This window comes from Streptomyces sp. NBC_00459, from assembly GCF_036013955.1.
Classification (GTDB): Bacteria; Actinomycetota; Actinomycetes; order Streptomycetales; family Streptomycetaceae; genus Streptomyces.
Genome location: NZ_CP107903.1, coordinates 1,939,438 through 1,959,241 on the forward strand (window position 1 = coordinate 1,939,438; position 19,804 = coordinate 1,959,241).

Sequence of the window (19,804 nt, forward strand, 5' to 3'; positions counted from 1 at the left end):
AGAGGGATGGTGCGTGCCGGAAGAGGCCTCAGCCGATCTGTGTACCGGTGGCCGACAGCGCCTCCGTGACCGGCTGGAAGAAGGTCTCCCCGCCCGCGCTGCAGTCACCGCTGCCACCGGAGGTGAGGCCGATCGCACTGCTGCCCGAGAAGAGCGAGCCGCCGCTGTCGCCGGGCTCGGCACAGACGTCGGTCTGGATGAGCCCGTTGACGATGTCGCCGTTGCCGTAGTTCACGGTCGCGTTCAGACCGGTGACCGTGCCGGAGTGCACCTGGGTCGTGGAGCCGCTGCGGGTCACCGACTGGCCGACGGTGGCCGAGGCTGCGCCGGTGATCCGCTGGGAGCTGCCGTTGTAGAGGTTGACCTGGCTCGGGTGGGCGACGTCGGCCGTGTACTTGACCAGGCCGTAGTCGTTGCCGGGGAAGCTGGACGACTCGTTCTGGCCGATCACACCGGACGAGTCGGACCATGTCGAGATCGCCTCGGTGCAGTGCCCGGCGGTCAGGAAGTACGGCTCGCCGCCCTTGACCACGTTGAAGCCGAGGGAGCAGCGGCCACCGCCACCGGTGATCGCGTCGCCGCCGGCGATGAAGGTCCTGAACTCCCCCTTCGTACGCTGGAGTTCGGCCGTGCCACCGAGTCCGTCGACGACCTTGGTGAGCCTGGCCCACTCGGCCGCTGACACCGTGCGGTCGGCGGTGACGACGACCTTGTTGGCCGTCGGGTCGACCGCCCACGAGGTGCCGGGGATGGTCGCGTCCCGCTTCAGGGTCGTACGGGCGCTGTCGAGTTCGGCGACCGAGTTCTCGACGAGCCGCGCTCTGGCGCCGGCCGACTCGACCGTCCGGGCCGCCGCTTCGTCGAGCACGTTGACGACGAGGTTCTTCGTCTTCGCGTCGTAGTACGTTCCCGCGACGTCGGTGCCGAGGTCCTTGCCGAGCGTAGAGGCGACCTTTCCGGCCGCCGGCACTGAAAGGACCCTGGGTTCGGGGGTCTTGCCGACCTCACTCGCGTTCGCACTCTGGAAGGTCACTCCGGCGGCGACGAGTGCGGTGATGCCCGCACCTACCACGGTGGCACGGCGCCTGGATATGCGTCGGTGCTTCAACTTGCGTCCTCCTGTGGGGGGGGTACGGCAGAGAGGTTGTGGGGACCTCCCTTGCCGGTCGAACACCACCCACTATTCCGAGGCGTTCGGGGAGCACACAAGGTCGACTTCAGGACGCGCGTAGACAAACGAGCGCGCGCCCCCATCCGCAGACCCACCTTGACTGTCCACGGTCATCTCACGATTGCTTCACAAGTATTCGCACTGCAAACACTACGCGTGAGTAACGAGTGGGCGGACCGTAAGGTCTAGTCCTGTCTTGAATTCGCCCTCTCGGGGTTCAGTTCCAACAGGGACTCGGCAGACGGCAGTTGCTCCCGCACCGATTGCTCCGATCGCTCGGAGTGCTCCGATCGCTCGGCGATCTCCGGCTGTACCCCGTCCTGCGACGCCCGCGCCACCTGCGTCGGCCCTGCCGAGGGCGCGACCAAGGACGCGGCCGACTGCGCCGCCGAGGCCGCGGCCACCTGCCCCGCCGCTGGTGCGGCCGACGGCCCGGCGGGCTGCTGTGCCCGTTCCAGGAAGCGGAGCAGTTCCACCGGGAAGGGCAGGACGAGTGTCGAGTTCTTCTCGGCCGCGACCGCCACCACTGTCTGGAGCAGCCGGAGTTGGAGTGCGGCGGGCTGCTCGGACATCACACCGGCGGCCTCCGCGAGCTTCTTCGAGGCCTGCAGCTCGGCGTCCGCGTTGATGACCCGCGCCCGGCGTTCACGGTCGGCCTCGGCCTGCCGGGCCATCGAGCGCTTCATGGTCTCCGGCAGGGACACGTCCTTGATCTCGACCCGGTCGATCTGCACGCCCCAGCCCATCGCCGGGCTGTCGATCATCAACTCCAGCCCCTGGTTGAGCTTTTCGCGGTTGGACAGCAGATCGTCCAGGTCGCTCTTGCCGATGATCGAGCGCAGCGAGGTCTGCGCCATCTGCGAGACCGCGAACCGGTAGTCCTCGACCTGGACGACCGCCTCGGCCGCGTCGACGACCTTGAAGTAGACGACCGCGTCCACCCGGACCGTGACGTTGTCCCGCGTGATGCCCTCCTGCGCGGGCACGGGCATCGTCACGATCTGCATATTGACTTTGCGGATCCTGTCGACGAAAGGCACGATCACGGTGAACCCCGGCCCGCGCACATTCGACGACAGCCGCCCGAGCCGGAACACCACACCCCGCTCGTACTGTTTGACGACGCGCGCCGCAGCCGCCACGTACAGCACTCCGGCGGACGCGACAGCGACTCCCGCCGTCACCAGCTCCTCGACCATGCCGGCCCCCCAGGGTCCGAAGTGGGCGTGTGCAGGGGAGACTTCCCGTACGGCGGGCCTGCCCGCACTGCGGGTACTTCTCGTTCCGCCGATGCTTCCCGTACTTCTTCCTGTACTCCGAAGGTAACTCCGCCGGGCGGACAAGGGCGAGCCCCCGCACGCGACTCGCGTACGGGGGCTCTCCTGCTGCTGCCGGCTGCAGGTCAGGCCATGCGAAGAACGATGATGCCGTGGGGCAGGCCCTAGAAGACGCTGACGCCGTAGGCGCTCAGGGCCTCCGTGACGGGCTGGAAGAAGGTCGTACCACCGGAGGAGCAGTTGCCACTGCCGCCCGAGGTCAGACCGTAGGCGATGCCACTGTTGGAGTAGAGCGGGCCGCCGGAGTCGCCGGGCTCGGCGCAGACCGTGGTCTGGATCATGCCGTAGACGACATCGCCGCCGCCGTAGTTGACGGTCGCGTTCAACGCGGTGACCCGGCCGCTGTGCGTGCCGGTGGTGGAGCCGCGGCGGTAGACCGTGGTGTTCACCGACGGGGTGGCGGCGCTGGTGATGTCGACGCTGCCGACGGTGCCCGAGATCGAGCTGACGGGGTAGCTGCTCGCGTACTTGACGAGGCCGTAGTCGTTCGTCGGGAAGCTGGAGCCCGAGGTCGCGCCGAGCAGTGTCGTACGACCGGAGTTGGACCACCAGTTGCCCGCGCCGTCGGTGCAGTGACCGGCGGTCAGGAAGTAGTAGGTGGAACCGCTGCGGACGTTGAAGCCCAGGGAGCAGCGCCAGCTACTCGCATAGATTGCGTCGCCGCCGGAGATCAGTTTGCTGAACTTGCCCGGGGTCTTCTTGATGGTGAGGGCGTCGGCGGTGGTGCCCGCCTGCCGCTTGATCTTCGCGATCTCCGCCTTGGAGACCGTGCTGTCGACGGTGACGACAACGCGGTTCGTCTTGGCGTCGACGGCCCAGGCGGTACCTGGGATGTCGGCCTTGAGAACCGAGCTGCTCGCCTTGGAGAGCTGGGCGGTGCTGAAGGTGGTGACGTCGGCGGCGGTCGCATTGGGGATCGCGACGGCGGCCGCGGCCACGAGTCCGGTGCTGACAGCGATCAGCCGGGTCCGTCTCGTGATGCCACTGCGGGGGGTGGTGCGCTTGATCCTCACTTGTCGTTCCTCCACATGGGAAGTCGGGGGCCCGCGTGGGGTCGGGGCCCGTGAGGCGCAGTCAGGGCTTGTTCCGTCCGGATTCCGAACATGCTGTGACCCTGACAAGCGCTGGGTGGGAGTATTCGACCGTTCAACCGGTCGACGCAAGGGCGCCTTTCGGCCTCACGTTGTTCAACCCCCGCACAGCCCACAGGAGTTGATCAAGAACCATGGTGTTCTAGCGAAGGTTGCGCTCTCCTGCGGCTATTGCGACGCCCAGCGTATTGCCCGGCTGGGGAAAGGGGCAGACGAAGTGGTCGGCGAACGCACCCGGTGGGAGCAGGGACCGGTTGAAGTCCACCGTTGTGCGCCCCTCGACGTCCGGGGCCACCGGGCGCAGGAAGCGGAAGCGGTAACTGCCGTCACCGCTGGTGGAGTCGGCGAAGACGGCCCACAGTGTGCCGTCCTCATCGACGGTCACGCGCAGCGTCTGCTCCTGCCCGTCGAGCGAGAACGTCAGTTCACCGCCGAGCCCGAGCCCGCGCTCCCGCCCGTCCGCGTTCGCCACCCGCACGGTGCGCCGCCCGTCGTACGGCGTGAACCGGCCGGACACCGACCAGCGCGGGTCGTACGAAGTCGCCTCGATGCCCTTGAAAGCGGTGCGCGTCTCCGCATCGGGGTCGAAGTCGCGCACACCCCAGCTGCCCTCGCGCACCAGTACGACCAGGCGTCGCTCGCCCAGACCGACCCGGGCCTCGCCCGCCGGCCCCTGGTCGGCGGGCAGCCGGATCTCCCCGGTGAAGGGCTCGCCGTCGAGCGTCAGCCCGTCCGCGGCACCAGCGGCCGGCACGACAGTGTCGCCGTCGACCGTCCATCGGCCGGTGATGGCCGGAAGTCGACCGTCCGGAAAGTCTTCGAGCCAGTGTGTACCGACGAGCGCGAGGGGCCCGTAGGGCGCCGACGCCGTCTCGATGCGCCGTTCGTGCCGCTCCTGCCACGCCTCGGACCCGTCCCCCGTCATGAACCCACTCCCGAACCCACGCCAGAATCCACGCCAGCTCACTCCCTGGAATCCCACCGTGCGCCGCCTTCGGCGCACCCCGGGCCACGCGTTCCGCGCGCGGCCCGTACACAACCTGTATGTCATCTTTGTAAGTGCGGCGCTCAGTCAGCCCGTCCATACGGGTTCGCCCAGCCCGAGGTGCGAGCGCAGTGTGGTCCCCGCATATCGCGTACGGAACGCGCCACGTTCCTGGAGCAGCGGCACGACCCGGTCCACGAACTCGTCCAGACCGCCCGGGACGGGGTGCGGGACAAGAACGAAGCCGTCGGCCGCGCCCTCCCGTACGAACGCGTCGAGCACGTCGGCGACCGACTGCGGTGTCCCGACGAGGGAGTCCCGGCCGCTCGCCTCGATGACGGTCTGCCGGATCGACAGCCCCCCGGCCCGGGACAGGGCCCGCCACCGTTCGGCCGCCTTCACCGGATCGGCGGTCCTGAGCTGCCCCTGGGCCGGGGCGGACGCCGGCACCGGGTCGAAGTCGGGCAGCGGACCGTCGGGGTCGTAGGAGGAGAGATCGGTGCCCCAGACCTGCTCCAGGGCGAGGATGGCGTGCTGCGGCGAGACCTGCTGCCGGCCGATCACGGCCGCCCTCTCCCGCGCCTCGGCGGCGGTGTCCCCGAGCACGACGGTCACCCCGGGCATGATCTTCAGGTCTCCCGGCGCCCGCCCGTACCTCGCGAGCCGCCCCTTGACGTCGGCGTGGAAGGCGCGCCCGGCTTCCAGGCTCCGGTGTCGCGCGAGGACCACGTCGGCGGCCGAAGCGGCGAACTCCCGCTCCTGCTCCGAGTCCCCCGCCTGGATCACCACCGGATGCCCCTGCGGTGAGCGCGGTACGCCGAACTCGCCCGCGATGTCGAAGTGCCGGCCCCGATGGGCGAAGTGCCGGGACACCCCGTCCGGTGTCCAGGAGTCCCACAACTCGCGTGCCACGTCGAGGAGTTCGGCCGCACGCGGGTACCGCTCGGCCGGGTCGAGGCAGCCGCCGCGCCGGAGGTTCTCGCCGGTGGAGGCGTCGGCGGAGGTCACCATGTGCCAGGCGGCCCGGCCACCGCTGAGATGGTCCAGCGTGGCGAATCTACGGGCCAGTCCGTACGGTTCGTCGAAGGCCGCGTCGGCCGTGGCGGCGAGCCCGGTCCGCTCGGTGACGGCGGCGAGCGCCTCCAGGACGGTGACCGGTTCGGGCCGCCCGGCCTCGTCCGGGCCATGGACACCCCCCAGGTGTTCCCCCAGCGGCCCCTCCGCGACCAGGAGGAAGTCGAGCAGCCCGCGCTCTGCGGTCCGGGCGAGCCGCTCGAAGGAGGAGAAGTCGACCGGCGCCCCCGCTCTCGGACCGGCCCCCACGGCGGCGCCGCCGACGCCCGGGAGACACGCGGCGAGGTGCATCTGCCCACGCCCCGGCGCCCGTACGGTCATGACGCGCCCCCGGCGGCCACGACCGGCCCGGCGTACTGGTTGACCGGCCGGGCCAGCCCCAGGTGCTCCCGGAGCGTGCGGCCCGGGTAGAAGGTGCGGAACAGGCTCCGGTGCTGGAGCAGCGCCACCGTTCCGTTGACGAGCCGCTCCAGGTCACGGCGCGGCTCGGCGGGGACGAGATGGAAACCGTCGACGACGCCGGACGTGTGCCAGGTGGTGATCAGTTCGGCGAGGTCGACGGGCCCGCCCCGGTACAGCGGGCCGTGCACGCTCGGCCGGGGACCACCGCCCCCGTGCCCCGGCTCGGCCGCGTGCTCGCCGCCGCCGAGGTCGACGACAAGGCTCGCGAGGACCCGCAGCTCGTCCGGGTCACGCCCCAGGTCCTTTGCCGCGACCCGCAGTTCGTCACGTACGGCCCCCGCCTGCGCGGCGCTCACCGCCCGGACGAGCACCACGTCGGCGTACCGGGCCGCGGTCTGCCTGGCCTGTCCCTCGGTGGCGTCGACGAGGCGGACGGGGTGGCCCTGCGGTGGCCGCGGCACGGTGGACGGGCCTTTGACGGAGAAGGTGGCGCCCTCGAAGTCGACGTGGTGCAGCTTGCCCCGGTCGACGAAGCGGCCGGCGGCCACGTCCCGCAGCTCGGCATCGTCCTCCCTGCTGTCCCACAACCGGGCTGCCACGTCGGCGACCTCACCGGCCTCCCGCCACAACTCGTCGCCGGGTACGGCGCGGCGACGGCCGAAGAGCCGGGCCTCGGCCTCGGTCGCCGACACGTCCAGCTGCCAGCCGGCCCGGCCGCCGCTGACCCAGTCGAGGGTCGCCACCGCAGCCTGGACGTGGAAGGGCTCGGTGTGTGTGGTGGTCACGGTGGGCACCAGACCGATCCGCGCGGTGGCGGGTGCGACCCGGGCGAGCACACCGAGCGCGTCAGGACCGGGGCGCGCGAAGGAGTCGCCGAGCGTCACGAAGTCGAGCCCGCCGCTCTCGGCGAGCCGCGCCGACTCGACGTACAGGTCGGCGTCGAACAGGGCCTGTGGGCCGGCCACGGGTTGGTCGACGGCGGCGGCCAGGTGCAGCAGCCCCCGGCCGTGCGTTGAGGTCATGAGGATGAACCTTTCGTCGGTGCGTCACAGCACCCGCGTCGTAAGGGAGGCTTCATGCGGCGGTGTCGTGATCGGCGACCGGCTCGGCAGCACGCTCGGTGACGCGCTCGTCGCGGCGCTCGGAATCGCGATCTTCACCGTGGTCGGCACCGCGATCGGCATCGCGTCCGTGAGAGTCCAGCGCTCCCAGAAAGGTCAGCGCGGCGCGCGCGGTCGCGTCGTTCTGCCGGAAGGCCGGCCCGCCGGTGCGCGGCCGGGTGAACGCGCCGGAGCCACGCGCCTCTGTGTGCGGCCCGAGCGCGAAGCGGCGTGGATGCGGCCGGCCGTCCCGGTCGAGGAGCCGCCCGTCTCCGGGGTGCACGGCGAGCAGCCCCTCGGGGGTCACTCCGGTCCCGTCGTTGTACAGCTCACGCAACAGGGTGTCGCGGGCGCGCTCCAGGGTGGGTTCCGGCAGCCGCGCCTCGACGAGCGCGCGAGCCTCCACCGAGGCACCGGGCACACTGGCACCGCTCGCCCGGAACACCCCGTCCTCGGCGGTGACGGTCGTGTCCGCACCGAGGAAGTTGAGGATTCCGGCCCGGGACAGGGCGAGCATCTGCCGCAGCCGGGGTCCGGGCGGCCCGGAGGCGAGATAACTGAAGAAGCCGTGCCACCAGGACCCGATGTCACCGAGCCGCACCAGCTGCCCGTAGACGGAGAGCAGCCCGAGGAAAACGGCCAGGTCCGGGCTGTACGAAGCATTGTGACGTCGCGTCAGATCGTCTCGAATGTACCCTCGCAGTCCTTCCTGAAGCGCTTCGTACGACGGATACCGCACCCCCTCCAGTGGACGGTCGAGGGCGCCGAGGTCGAGCCGGTCGGCCGGATCGGGCACGGTGGAGGCGACCAGCACCTCCCGCTCCGCCCAGTCCGCGGCGGCGTACTTCTCCTCGAAGTCCGCCCAGGCACCGCTGGTGCGCTCCGGGTGGACGGTGAACAGCCGGTGGTAGTGCGCGAACCCCAACTCCTTCTCCACCAGCGGCCATACGTCCCGCCGGAAGTCGAAGCCGTCCGGACGCGCGAGCAGGGCGTCCACCTCGCCGGGCCCGAAGAACCGTGGCAGGGGCGGTCGTTCACCGGTCCAGTCGTAGCCGATCTTCGAGTGGTACGGCACCCCGCGCCGAGAGCCGACGTACAGCACGGGTTCCCGCCCGGACGGCCGATAGATCAACTCCCCCTCGCCGTCTTCCTCATAGCGCCCGCCACGCCCCTCCGTCAGCAGGACCATCAGGTCGACGAAGGCGAGCCCGAATCCCCGCACGAGGACGGGTTCACCGGGCCGCAGTGCGGACAGGTCGCTGTCGGCGGTGAAGTCGGGCGGCAGATGGACCAGCCCTTGGGCCTGCGCATACGCGGCCAACTCACTCTGCTCGTCGTCGAGTTCGGCATCGAGGTGCCCGAGCGTCAGGACCACCAGGTCGGCGAGCAGCGGCCGGGCGCGCCCCTCCAGCCACACCTGCTGGCGCCCCTCGCGCGGCCCGCCGACCCGCAGGGCGCGCCCGACGTGGTGCTGGACGCGGATGCCGGGCGGCAGAGCGGCCACCGTGTCCTCGTACACCCAGTTCAGGTAGGCGCCGAGGCTCCGGCGGTCCGAGAAGACCCGGCCGTCGATCTCCGCCCACTCGTGCAGCGTGGGTCCGGGACGCACCGGGCCCGCCATGGCCACCGTCTCGTCGGTGAACATGGTGACGTCCTGGGCCTGCGAGTTCATCCACAGCAGCGGGGACTGCTCCTGGCGCCAGATCCGGCCGCCGCCCGGCGGATGGGGGTCGACGAGATGGATGTCGAGGCCCGAATCCCCGTACAGCTCGGGCGCGTTGGCGGCGATCCGCTCCAGGAGACCGGTCCCCCGCGGACCGGCCCCCACAATGACGAGCACCGGCCTCATCGCGCACGCTCCGAACCGCGCGCGTAGTGGCGCTCCACGTAGTACTGGCCGACGCTGAGCACCGAGGTGACGACGACGTACCAGACGGTGGCCACCATCAGCAGCGGGATGACCTGGTAGGTGCGGTGGTAGACGAGCTGCACCGAGTAGAGCAGGTCCTGTACGGCGATGACGCTGACGATGGACGTGCCCTTGAGCGTGCCGATCAGCATGTTCCCGGCGGGCGGCACGATGGAGCGCATCGCCTGCGGCAGCACGATCCGCCACCAGCGCCGCCATCGGCTCAGCCCGAGCGCCTGCGCGGCCTCGATCTGCCCCCGGTCGACGGAGAGGATGCCGCCCCGGACGACCTCGGCGGCGTACGCGGCCTCGTGCAGGGTGAGCCCGATGACGGCGACGGTGACCGGGCCGAGCAGATCGACGGTCCGGACGCCGAGGATCTGCGGGTACAGGGCGCCGATGTTGAACCAGAGCAGCAGCTGCACCAGGATCGGGATCGACCGGAACAGCCACACGTATCCCCAACTGACGCTTCTCAGCACCGGGTTGGTGGAGAGCCGGCCGGCGGCGAGCAGGGCGCCCAGCGCGAAGCCGAGCACCATGACGACGGCGGTCAGCCAGAGGGTGAGCCACAGTCCGCGCAGTACGGCGGTCGAGGTGAAGTAGTCACCGACGACGTCCCACTGGAACGCCCGGTTGCGGACAACGGAGTTGACGGCGAGCCCGAGCAGAACGAGGACGACAACGGCTGCGATCCGCTGGCCGTGCCGACGGCGCCGGACGACGGTCGGAAGCGGCGCGTCGTCGCGCGGTTGTTCCGGATCTGCCGCCGGGGCCGACTTGGCCAGGGTGTGTGAGGACATGGGAAGGCTCCGTGACGCGATAGGTCGAACACGGTGGTGCCTTCACACGGGTGACGCGGGACGCGCGGTACGGCGCACATGGCAGCAGAGCGGCGTACGGAGCGCGCGATACGGCCGAGCCCCTCAGCAGGGCCGTCCACCGACTGTACGGCGACGTTTCCCCTCACTGTCAAGGCTGTCCGAACTGTGAGCGGTTCGTCTCACGTCAGTTGACGCAACACCGAATGCCTGTTCCACTTGCCCCATGCATCCACAGCAGTGGCTGGTCAAACGCTCCCACATCGACCTCGGTCGAGTGTGGTCCTCCTCCTGTTGAGCTGACCCCCTGCGCGCCCGCTCGTCCGGGCGCCTTTTCGCGTTCTCCCGCACGCAGCACGAACTTCACGCCTCGCCCGCGCCTTCACACCCGCGCACACCCCTCCCCTCAAGCACCCTCATTTCCTTTCACCTCCTTTCGCTCCCTTTCCCCTTGCTCATTTCTCTCTGCTCCTTTCTCTCTGCCTGCTCCCAGGAGACCGCACAGCATGAGCGACAGCTTGCGCACGACCACGCCCACGCGCGCCCGTAATCGGCTGTTCATCCCCTTCACCCTGATCACCTCGGCCGCGCTGCTGCTCACCGCGTGCGGCTCGGGTCCGGACACCGCGAACGGCGGGGGCACCGCCCAGGCCGCCGTCAAGATCGGCGCGATCCCCACCGCGGACGTCGTCTCCCCCATCGAGAAGGACCCCACCGCGGCAGCACTGCTCCCGTCCGGCACGAAATCGCTCACCGTCGCCATCAGCGTCGGCGGCTCCCCGCCCGGCACCTCCTACCTGGAGGACGGCAAGACGCTCGCCGGCCAGGACGTCGACTTCGCGGACGCCGTCGCCAAGGTGCTCGGCATCGGCCTGAAGCGCGAGTCGGCCGGCTTCGAGGCGATCCTGCCCGCGCTGGACAGCGGCAAGTACGACTTCGGGGCGAGCAACTTCGGCGTCACGGACGAGCGCCGCAAGACGATCGACTTCGTCACCTACATCAACGACGGCCAGGGCTTCGCCACGCGTGCGGACAGCAAGCTGACGAAGATCACGGACCTTGCCCAGTTGTGCGGCCTGAACGTGGCGACCGGCGCGGGGACGACTTTCGAGGCGACACTGGAGGAGAACGCGCACGTTTGCTCGGACGCGGGCAAAAAGTCGTACAAGGTGCAGACCTACAGCGAACAGGGCGCCATCTGGTCCTCGCTGCAGCAGGGCCGCAGCGACATCGTGATGTCGACGATCAACGGCCTGCGTTACGCGGTCGCCCAGCAGCAGGGTGTGAAGTTCCTGAACGAGTTCCACCGCCTCGACGTCGGCTTCGCCTTCAAGAAGGGCACGAAACTGGCCCCCGCCTTCCAGGCCGCGGTGAACGAACTCATCACCGACGGGACGTACGACAGGATTCTCAGGAAGTGGGGCACGACGGGCTCGGCGATCGAGAAATCGCGGATCTCCCCGCCGGAGATCAAGGACTGACCCGACGTCAGGTGTGATCCGGGCCCGACTGGGCACCTGCCGACCGTGACTGAGTCTCCGTCAGGAAAGCGGGCAGGACGCCCATTCACCCATACGTCCCAACGCTCACCCATACGCCACGAAGAATCATATTTCACTCTCAGTCAGCAGTCGGACACAGCAAGACCCTTGCGGCGCGGGGCCTCTCGACGAAATGGTTGTGCACCAGTACCGTCACGAAACCCCCGCGCGGCGTCTATTCACTTGGCGCGCCATCCGCATCATGGATGACCATAGGGATGCGGAAAGCATGAGAGACCGCTGTGAGAGGAGGCGTCCATGGGATCGGTACGCAAGGCGAGTGCCTGGCTTGGCCTCGTCGACGACAACAACGATGACGAGCGTTACTACGACGACGACTACTCCGAGGGGACCGAGCAGCCCGGGGATGCCTGGGTCACGGACCCCCGGGTCAAGGTCGCCGGCGAGGTCGCCGAGGAGAAGGGCCGCCGGATCGGCACGGTCACCCCGGACAGTTTCCGGGACGCCCGCGCCATCGGCGAGCTCTTCCGTGACGGCGTACCGGTCATCATGAACCTCACCGCCATGGAGGCCGCCGACGCCAAGCGCGTCGTCGACTTCGCCGCAGGCCTCATCTTCGGTCTGCGCGGCTCCATCGAGCGGGTGTCCAACCGCGTGTTCCTGCTGACCCCCGCCGACACGGAGATCGTCAGCGGGGAGGCCCAGCCGCACCGGGCGGACGGTTTCTTCAACCAGAGCTGAGCAAGGCCGCTCACCGGCCCCGCCGTCCGTTGTTCAGGTCAGCGGAAGGCGTCAAGTCCGGTGAGCGCCTTGCCCAGCACCAGCTGGTGCATCTCGACGGTGCCCTCGTACGTGAGCACCGACTCGAGGTTCGTCGCGTGCCGCATCACGGGGTATTCGAGCGAGATCCCGTTGGCGCCGAGGATCGTCCGGGCCGTACGACAGATGTCGATGGCCTCTCGTACGTTGTTGAGCTTGCCGAAGCTGACCTGCTCGGGACGCAGGCGGCCGGCGTCCATGCGCCGCCCCAGATGGTGGGCGAGCAGGATCCCCTTGTGCAGCTCGACCGCCATGTCGGCGAGCTTGGCCTGGGTGAGCTGGAACCCGCCGATGGGCCGCCCGAACTGTTCGCGCGTCTTCGCGTAGTCGACGGCGGCCTCGAAACAGGACCTGGCCGCGCCCATGGCGCCCCAGACGATCCCGTAGCGGGCGTGGGAGAGACAGCTGAGGGGTCCGCGGAGTCCGGTGACGTCGGGCAGTACGGCGTCTGCGGGCAACCTCACCTCGTCGAGCACCAGTTCGCTGGTGACGGAGGCGCGCAGGGACCACTTGTGCTTGATCTCGGGCGCGGAGAACCCGGGAGTGTCGGTGGGGACGACGAACCCGCGGATCCCGTCGTCGGTCTGCGCCCATACGACGGCGACGCCGGCGACCGACCCGTTGGTGATCCACATCTTCCGCCCGTTGAGCACCCAGTCGCCGCCGCTGCCGTCGCGCTTGGCGTACGTACGCATGCCGGCGGGGTCGGAGCCGTGGTCGGGCTCGGTCAGCCCGAAGCAGCCGATGACATCGCCGGAGGCCATGCGCGGCAGCCAGTGCTGCTTCTGCTCCTCGCTGCCGAAGGCGTGGATGGCGTACATGGCGAGCGAGCCCTGTACGGAGACGAGGGAGCGGATTCCGGAGTCGGCGGCCTCCAGTTCCAGGCAGGCGAGACCGTACTGCACGGCGGAAGCACCGGCGCATCCGTACCCCGTGAGGGACATCCCGAGGGCGCCGATGCCGCCCAGCTCACGGGCGAGCCCTCTGATGTCCGGCAGCTCGCCCTCCTCGAACCACCCGGCGACATACGGCAGCACACGGTCCGCCGCCCAGGTCCGCACGGTGTCCCTGATCGCCAGGTCCTCCGTGTCCAGCTGGTCGTCGAGGCCGAGCGGGTCGGCGGGGTCGAAAGGGGGCAGCTTCGCGAACTCGGCCACGGGAGCCTCCGGCAAGTTAAACTAGCACCGCTAGTGACGCGGCTGACGGTACGACGGAGTGCGACGTACGTCCAGCCGACGTTCACCCACCCCGTCGACAGGCTCGCGTCACCAGCGGGGCGAACCCGTCGTCGGCGTCTGCCCGCCACAGCACTTCCCACTCCGCCGGCCGGTGACCGTCATCTGACGAGGTGGGCGTCTCCCTTGGGGGTGCGGCTACCCGCATCGTCGACGGCAGCCGGGCCCAGCGGTCCGCTCGCCCTGGCGAGGACCCACCCTCGTCCCACTCCTCACCCGTACCCGTGCCGACCGACGCTCCCACGCCCCGCCACCCGCCACCCGCCACCCGCCACCCGCCACCCGCCGACGCTCCCGCACCCCCACGGGAGACGTCCACCCTTTCAGATGCCCGTCACGGGTGGTGCGTGGGTGGGAGATTCCGTGACGGTCACACCGACACACGTGACCCCGCGACCTCCCGAGGACCAGGCACGGCAACCGGCTCAGCGGCGCCGCCACACTGCATCATCCGCGGCAACCGCAACGCCATCACCGCCCCCAGCAGCAACAACCCCGCACTCACCAGCAACGTCACATGCAGCCCGTGCACAAACGCGTCCCGAGCCGCCGCCCGCAGGGCCACACCCGGTGACCCCCCGAGCCGCCCGGCAACCTCGTACGCCTCGCCCAGTGAATGCCCCGCCGCAGCCGACGCCGACGCCGGAACCCCTGGCACCGACCCCACCCCCGGCGCGTACGCCGCGTTCATCACGCTTCCCAGGAGCGCGATCCCGATCCCCGCGCCCAGCTGGTACGACGTCTCGCCGATCGCCGCCGCCCCACCCGCCTGCGCCGCCGGAGCCTCGCTCAGCATCGACTCGTACGCCCCGAAGAGCGTCGTCTCCAGGCCGAAGCCCAGCAACACGAACCCGGACAGCATCAGCCCCGCGTTGTCCTCGCCGCCCATCGTCGTCAGCAGCACGACCGCCGCCGCGGTGAGACAGAACCCGGCGCACACCATCGTCCGCGGCCCGAACCTCCGCAGCAGCCGCGCGCCGGCGAGTCCGGCCGCCATCGCCGCCACCGTCAGCGGCAGCAGTCGTAGCCCCGTCTGCAACGGCGAGAGGTCCAGCACCAGTTGGAGATACTGCGCCGCGATCAGCTCAAGCCCGACCAGCGCGAGCATCGCCAGCACGATGCACCCGACGGACGTACTGAACGCGGGCCGCGCGAACATCCCCAGGTCAACCAGCGGATGCTTGCGCCGCCGCTGCCGCCGTACGAAGACGACCAGCAGCACCGCACCCGCCACCAGCGGCGCGACCGTCAGAAGACTTCCCGCGCCCTCCCCGCCGCCCAGCCGCTTCACGCCCAGCACGACGCCGAACAGCCCACCCGCCGCCGTCAGCGCGCCGACCACGTCCCATGGACCCTCGACCCCCTCGCCGCGCGACTCGGGCAGCAGCAGTCGGCCTATCGGCAGGCTGACCAGCATCAGGGGGATGTTGACGAGAAAGACCGAACCCCACCAGAAGTGCTCCAGCAGGAAGCCGCCCAGCAGCGGACCGACCGCCGCGCCCACCGCGGCCACCGCGCTCCAGACACCGATCGCCAGCGCCCGTTCGCGCCGTTCGGGAAAGACCTGGCGCAGGATCGAGAGCGTCGCCGGCATGATCATCGCGCCGCCGACGCCCAGCAGCGCCCGCGCCAGGATCAGTACCGGGGCGCTGTCGGCGAGGGCGGCCAGGCCGGAGGCGACGCCGAACAGCCCGTACCCGAGGAGCAGGATCCGTCTGCGGCCGACCCGGTCGCCCAGCGTGCCGAAGAGGATCAGCAGCGAGGCGCAGACCAGTGGATAGATGTCGACGATCCAGAGCAGCTCTATCGCGCCGGGCCGGAGGTCCTCGCTGACGGCGGGCACCGCCACGTGCAGCACGGTCGCGTCGACCGCGACGAGCAGCAGGCTCGTACAGAGGACGAGGAGGACCACCCAGCGGTTGGCACTCGCCCCGGCCGCCCGACGGCGCAGCGCAGCGGCAGCCGTGGTCGTCCCGGACATGTACGTACCTCCAAGATTCCCTCGCGTTCGGCTGTCCGCGGGGTGGGGACTCCCCGGGGGCTTCGGCTTCGACCGAGGAGGAGCGGTGACAGGTGTCCTCGGGGCAGCGCGGCGAAAAGCGAGTGGTCCGACAGCGTACGCGAGTTCGCAGCGGCGAAAAGTGGCAGACCTCTCACGTGTCCACGGAACCCGTGTGTCGTACACCACGCCCCCGGCGGGCCGCCCGCCTCCGCGCCCGCCCTCGTCCCGTGCCCGTCGATAATCGACCGGTGACAGCTCTTGGACCTCGCCCGCTCCCCACGCTCCGCCGTGCCGCGCCCGCCCTTCTCGGGTACGCGGCCGTCCGTGTGCTGGGCCTGATCGTGCTGGCCCTGTGGAGCGCGGCGCGGGACAAGAGCGCGTACACACTGCTGACCGCCCGCTGGGATTCGCTGTGGTACACCCGGGTCGCCGAATTCGGCTACGGCTACGAGGTGCGCCTCCCCAACGGCGACGTGCACTCGAACCTCGCCTTCTTCCCGCTGCTGCCCTGGCTGGAGCGGCTCCTGGCATCCGTCAGCCCGCTGTCGTACGCCGACGCGGGCTTCGCGGTGAGCGCCCTCGCGTCACTCGCCGCCGCCTGGGGTGTGTTCGCGGTCGCGGATCAGGTGTACGGCCGCCGGGTCGGCGTCTGTGCGGCACTGCTGTGGGCGGTGCTGCCGGTCGGGATCGTCCAGTCGATGGCGTACAGCGAGTCACTGTTCACGGCCCTGGCCGCCTGGTCGCTGTACGCGGTCCTCACCGGCCGCTGGCTGACGGCGGGCACGCTGGCCCTGCTGGCCGGCCTGACCCGTCCGGTGGGACTCGCGGTGGTGGCGGCGGTGTGGGTGACGGCCATCGTCTCGTTCAGTTCGTCGTCCGGCACGCCGTCCCCCTCCTCGTCCGGCACTTCGTCCGGTACCTCGTTCGTACGGGACCGAAGCGCGCCCGGCTCGCACGGCGCACCCGTCTGGCGACGCGCCCTCGCCATGCTGATCGCGCCGCTCGGCGCCGCCGGCTACGTCCTGTGGGTCGGCCACCGCACCGGCAAGGGCCCCTTGGGCTACCTGGACGTCCAGGCGGGCTGGCGCAACGGTTTCGACGGCGGCGCCGCCTTCGCCCGCTTCGTCGCCGACAAGTTCACGTCTTTCCCGTCGGCGCTCGCCGGGATCGGGCTGATCGTCGGTGTGGGCCTGCTGATCTGGCTGTTCGTCAACTGTGTACGGCAACGCCAGCCGCTGCCGTTGCTGGTGTACGCGGGTGTCGTCACCGTGCTCGCCCTGTGCGCGTCGAGCTACTTCGGCTCGAAACCACGCCTGTTGCTGCCCGCGTTCCCTCTCCTGCTGCCGCTCGCCCGGGCTCTGGCCCGGCCGCGCACCCTCAGGCCGGTGCTGGTGACGGGCGCGGTCGCGGTGGCTTCCGCGATCTACGGAGCGTTCTGGCTGAACGGCTCCGGTCCGCCCTGAGCGACCTTCCGGCGAATTCCGGACAACGACCTGGTGAACCAATTCGAAAGAGCCATAAAACAGGACTGCCGCATGATCAATGGAAATTAAGGGAACACGGGCCGCCGAATAGGGATTCCAGGGAATTAAACATCCCCCTGAGAGGAATCCCACATCACATCGTCATTACAAAGCCGTGGATTGGGCGAAGATCCGAGCTCACTCGCTGTAACGTCGATTGGGTGCGTACCGAACGAAACCTCGCCCGTCTGGACCGGGTGTTCGCGAGGCTGGACCGTGAACCGGGACGGCCGACCCACATCGATGTGCCGAAGATGAGCCGGCACAGGATCGCGCTTCTCCTCGCGACCCTGGCCTTCTATCTCGCCACCGTGTGGGCCGTCGTGATCACCTCGTGGCTGGTCCGGCTCGACTGGCAGGTCATGTTCTTCCGGCCCTACCAGCAGTGGCCGGAGATCCACGCGTTCCTCGACTACTACGTGGTGCTCGGTCAGCGCGGCCCCACCGCCGTGATGATCTCGGCCTGGCTGGGCTGGCGCGCCTGGCGTCAGCACACCCTGCGCCCACTGCTCACGTTCGGTGCCGCTCTGTTGCTGCTCAACGTCACGGTCGGTGCCGCCAAGATCGGTATGGGCCGCCTCGGACCGCATTACGCGACCACCATCGGCTCGAACGAGATGGGCATGGGCGGGGATATATTTCCCAGCGGTCACACCGCGAACGCAGTGGTGACCTGGGGCATCCTGGCCTATCTGGCCTCGACCCCGGGGACCAGGCGCTGGCTGTCCGCGAGTTCGGCACTGATGTCCCTCGGCGTCGGCCTCACCACGGTCTATCTGGGCACGCACTGGCTGAGCGACGTCATCCTCGGCTGGGTCGCGGGTCTACTGGTCCTGCTGGCGCTGCCGTGGTGCGAGCCGCTGATCACCCGTGCCGAGACCTGGATCCTGGACCAGCGCGACCGCAGGCGCGCCCGTGGCCCCAGCACCGCGCCCGCCCCGGCCCGGGTCGGTTCGCCGGCGCTGCTCAAGCCGCACGCAACCGCCGAGGAAGAGGCCACGGTCCGCGAGAACACCACCCCCGCGGCCCGTTCGTCCCGGGCGCCCGCGCACCCCGCACACCCCGCACATCTGGCCTCGGGCCCGCACGCGAGCCGCTCGGAGCGCACCCCGGTCACGCCGACCGGCAGCCGCCGCCCACCGCACGCGGACCGCGCCCCGCGTGCCACCGGCAACCCTTCGACCCACCCCCTGCCCGGCAACGGCTGAGCCGTCGGCCTCAGCCCTTCCAGCAGCGCGTCACCCTGCCGCCGGTGACCTCGAAGTTGAGCCGCCCCGACCGGTACTCCATGGTGATGATCGCCCCGGGCGGCAGTGACCGCACCGCGGACCAGCCGCGCTCCCGGGCGAGCCGCTCGGCCCCCGCCGCATCGAGGCCGACATAACTGTCCGGATTGTCCTGGATTTCTTCGGGCCTGGGAATCGATGACATGCCCGCCACGGTAGGCGCCCACCGACAGCCGGGGAAGGCCGGACCCCGGCACCACGCATCACTCCGTACGACTCCGGTCACGCTTCCGTCACAGGATGGCACCGCCTTCTTCGAGCGACAGTCATCACGCGCACGGCTTACGCGAGGCCGGTCACCCATACTTCCGACAGCCATTCGAACGTAATTCGCCGACTCTTCGCGAGCCCCCATAAACCCCGTTCGCGATCGCCGAAAGAGCGACTCGGGGACGGTGAATTGCACCGGCATCCCCCGCCCCGACGCCTTACGTGCTTCCTACATACGTCATACGTGCTGATGCCACGCGTCTCGGCCGCCCACCCGGCGACAGAACGTATAAAACACCCACGACTTCCCCACATAATCTACGCATCACATCTTCACGACAGCTCCTCCGAGCTGCTCCGGGTACGCGGCGATCGCTCCACCGCGCGAGACAGCCGGTCCCGGGAGGCACTGATCACGTCGACGAGTTCCGCGGGCTCCAGTACCTCGAACTCGAAACCCATCAGCATGACGTGGATGACCATCACGTCGAGGCTCGCGGCCCCGGTGCGCAGCAGACAGGCCCCTTCGCCGTCCGGCTCCAGCGTTCCGGCGGAGGGCGAGATCCGCTCCGCGGCCTCCGCGAGGGGCACCAGCAACCGGACGACGGCATGCGAGGCGTACGCGCGCGTGGAGACGCCTCGGGAGACATAGGCGGCGAGATCGTCCGCAGGCGGCGTACGAGAGGCGAAGCGCGGTCCGTGCGGCGGCTTCGGCGTGATGCGGTCCACCCGGAACGTACGCCAGTCGGCGCGGTCGACGTCCCAGGCAACCAGGTACCAGCGCCGCTCGGTGCACACCAGGCGGTGCGGTTCGACGGTACGGCGGGACACGGATCCCTCGTGTGCCCGGTACTCGAAGCGCAGCAGCTCCGCGTCCCGGCAGAGGTGGGCGAGTTCGGTGAGGACGGCCGGGTCGACGGCGGAGGGCTGCGGCCCCCGCAGCATCGGCACGGTGAAGGCGTTCAGGGCCCCGACCCGTCGGCGGAGCCGGTCGGGCAGCACCTGTTCGAGCTTGGCCAGTGCCCGTACGGAGGTCTCGCCGATGCCCTCGATGCCCTGTCCGGCGGCGGTCCGCAACCCGACGGCGACGGCGACCGCCTCGTCGTCGTCCAGCAGCAGCGGCGGCAACTCGGCCCCGGCGCCGAGCCGGTAGCCGCCGCCGGTGCCCGGACTGGCGTCCACGGGATAGCCCAGCTCGCGCAGCCGGTCCACGTCCCGGCGGACGGTACGCGCGGTCACACCGAGGCGGTCCGCCAGGTCGGGGCCGGACCACTCACGATGAGCCTGAAGCAGCGAGAGCAGGCGAAGCAGCCGTGCCGAGGTCTCCAACATGGGAG

General features: G+C 70.0%; 16 protein-coding genes. 4 read left to right on the forward strand and 12 right to left on the reverse strand.

Annotated features, from left to right (window positions below; genetic code table 11):
- Positions 1-28: 28 nt before the first annotated feature.
- From OHN74_RS08385 to OHN74_RS08420, 8 genes are all read right to left on the reverse strand, one after another.
- A complete protein-coding gene (locus tag OHN74_RS08385; RefSeq protein ID WP_327693889.1) occupies positions 29-1,108 on the reverse strand; it encodes a S1 family peptidase in 1,080 nt (359 codons plus the stop codon).
- A 248-nt stretch (positions 1,109-1,356) separates the two neighbouring features.
- Positions 1,357-2,370: a slipin family protein gene (locus OHN74_RS08390; protein WP_327693890.1), complete on the reverse strand. Its 1,014-nt coding sequence runs from the start codon at positions 2,368-2,370 to the stop codon at positions 1,357-1,359.
- Between the two features lie 242 nt (positions 2,371-2,612).
- The gene (locus tag OHN74_RS08395) at positions 2,613-3,521 is read right to left on the reverse strand and encodes a S1 family peptidase (protein WP_327693891.1); all 909 of its coding nucleotides are present in this window, start codon (positions 3,519-3,521) and stop codon (positions 2,613-2,615) included.
- Positions 3,522-3,741: 220 nt separating this feature from the next.
- Positions 3,742-4,524 (reverse strand): DUF1684 domain-containing protein, encoded by a 783-nt coding sequence (locus OHN74_RS08400; RefSeq protein ID WP_327693892.1) that lies wholly within the window; start codon positions 4,522-4,524, stop codon positions 3,742-3,744.
- A 147-nt stretch (positions 4,525-4,671) separates the two neighbouring features.
- On the reverse strand, positions 4,672-5,979 hold the full coding sequence (locus OHN74_RS08405; RefSeq protein WP_327693893.1) for an NtaA/DmoA family FMN-dependent monooxygenase: 1,308 nt from the start codon (positions 5,977-5,979) through the stop codon (positions 4,672-4,674).
- Positions 5,976-7,082: an LLM class flavin-dependent oxidoreductase gene (locus OHN74_RS08410; RefSeq protein WP_327693894.1), complete on the reverse strand. Its 1,107-nt coding sequence runs from the start codon at positions 7,080-7,082 to the stop codon at positions 5,976-5,978. Before OHN74_RS08410 ends, OHN74_RS08405 begins: the two co-directional genes overlap by 4 nt.
- Positions 7,083-7,134: 52 nt before the next feature.
- The gene (locus OHN74_RS08415; protein ID WP_327693895.1) at positions 7,135-9,009 is read right to left on the reverse strand and encodes an FAD/NAD(P)-binding protein; all 1,875 of its coding nucleotides are present in this window, start codon (positions 9,007-9,009) and stop codon (positions 7,135-7,137) included.
- A complete protein-coding gene (locus OHN74_RS08420; RefSeq protein ID WP_327693896.1) occupies positions 9,006-9,872 on the reverse strand; it encodes an amino acid ABC transporter permease in 867 nt (288 codons plus the stop codon). Before OHN74_RS08420 ends, OHN74_RS08415 begins: the two co-directional genes overlap by 4 nt.
- A gap of 524 nt (positions 9,873-10,396) precedes the next feature.
- On the opposite strand from OHN74_RS08420, the gene OHN74_RS08425 reads away from it, so the two are divergent.
- Both OHN74_RS08425 and OHN74_RS08430 read left to right on the forward strand, forming a co-directional pair.
- A complete protein-coding gene (locus OHN74_RS08425) occupies positions 10,397-11,371 on the forward strand; it encodes an ABC transporter substrate-binding protein (protein ID WP_327693897.1) in 975 nt (324 codons plus the stop codon).
- A gap of 318 nt (positions 11,372-11,689) precedes the next feature.
- Positions 11,690-12,133, forward strand: a complete 444-nt coding sequence (locus tag OHN74_RS08430) for a cell division protein SepF (protein ID WP_189151702.1) — start codon at positions 11,690-11,692, stop codon at positions 12,131-12,133.
- 38 nt (positions 12,134-12,171) lie between these two features.
- Here OHN74_RS08430 and OHN74_RS08435 read toward each other — a convergent pair whose 3' ends face one another.
- Together OHN74_RS08435 and OHN74_RS08440 are read right to left on the reverse strand one after the other, a co-directional pair.
- Positions 12,172-13,368 carry an acyl-CoA dehydrogenase family protein gene (locus OHN74_RS08435; protein ID WP_327693898.1) on the reverse strand — a complete coding sequence of 399 codons (1,197 nt, stop codon included), beginning with the start codon at positions 13,366-13,368 and terminating at the stop codon, positions 12,172-12,174.
- 448 nt (positions 13,369-13,816) lie between these two features.
- The gene (locus tag OHN74_RS08440; RefSeq protein ID WP_327693899.1) at positions 13,817-15,427 is read right to left on the reverse strand and encodes an MFS transporter; all 1,611 of its coding nucleotides are present in this window, start codon (positions 15,425-15,427) and stop codon (positions 13,817-13,819) included.
- Between the two features lie 269 nt (positions 15,428-15,696).
- Here OHN74_RS08440 and OHN74_RS08445 point away from each other — a divergent pair, with 269 nt between their 5' ends.
- Positions 15,697-16,911, forward strand: coding sequence for a mannosyltransferase family protein (locus tag OHN74_RS08445; RefSeq protein WP_327693900.1), 1,215 nt, complete (start codon positions 15,697-15,699; stop codon positions 16,909-16,911).
- Between the two features lie 221 nt (positions 16,912-17,132).
- Complete coding sequence (locus OHN74_RS08450) at positions 17,133-18,179, forward strand: phosphatase PAP2 family protein (RefSeq protein WP_327693901.1); 1,047 nt, start codon at positions 17,133-17,135, stop codon at positions 18,177-18,179.
- Positions 18,180-18,189: 10 nt separating this feature from the next.
- Here the strand turns inward: OHN74_RS08450 and OHN74_RS08455 are convergent, their stop codons facing one another.
- Entirely contained in the window at positions 18,190-18,402 is a 213-nt protein-coding gene (locus OHN74_RS08455; RefSeq protein WP_327693902.1) for an I78 family peptidase inhibitor, read from the reverse strand.
- Between the two features lie 398 nt (positions 18,403-18,800).
- The gene (locus OHN74_RS08460) at positions 18,801-19,799 is read right to left on the reverse strand and encodes a helix-turn-helix transcriptional regulator (RefSeq protein WP_327693903.1); all 999 of its coding nucleotides are present in this window, start codon (positions 19,797-19,799) and stop codon (positions 18,801-18,803) included.
- Positions 19,800-19,804 lie beyond the last annotated feature (5 nt).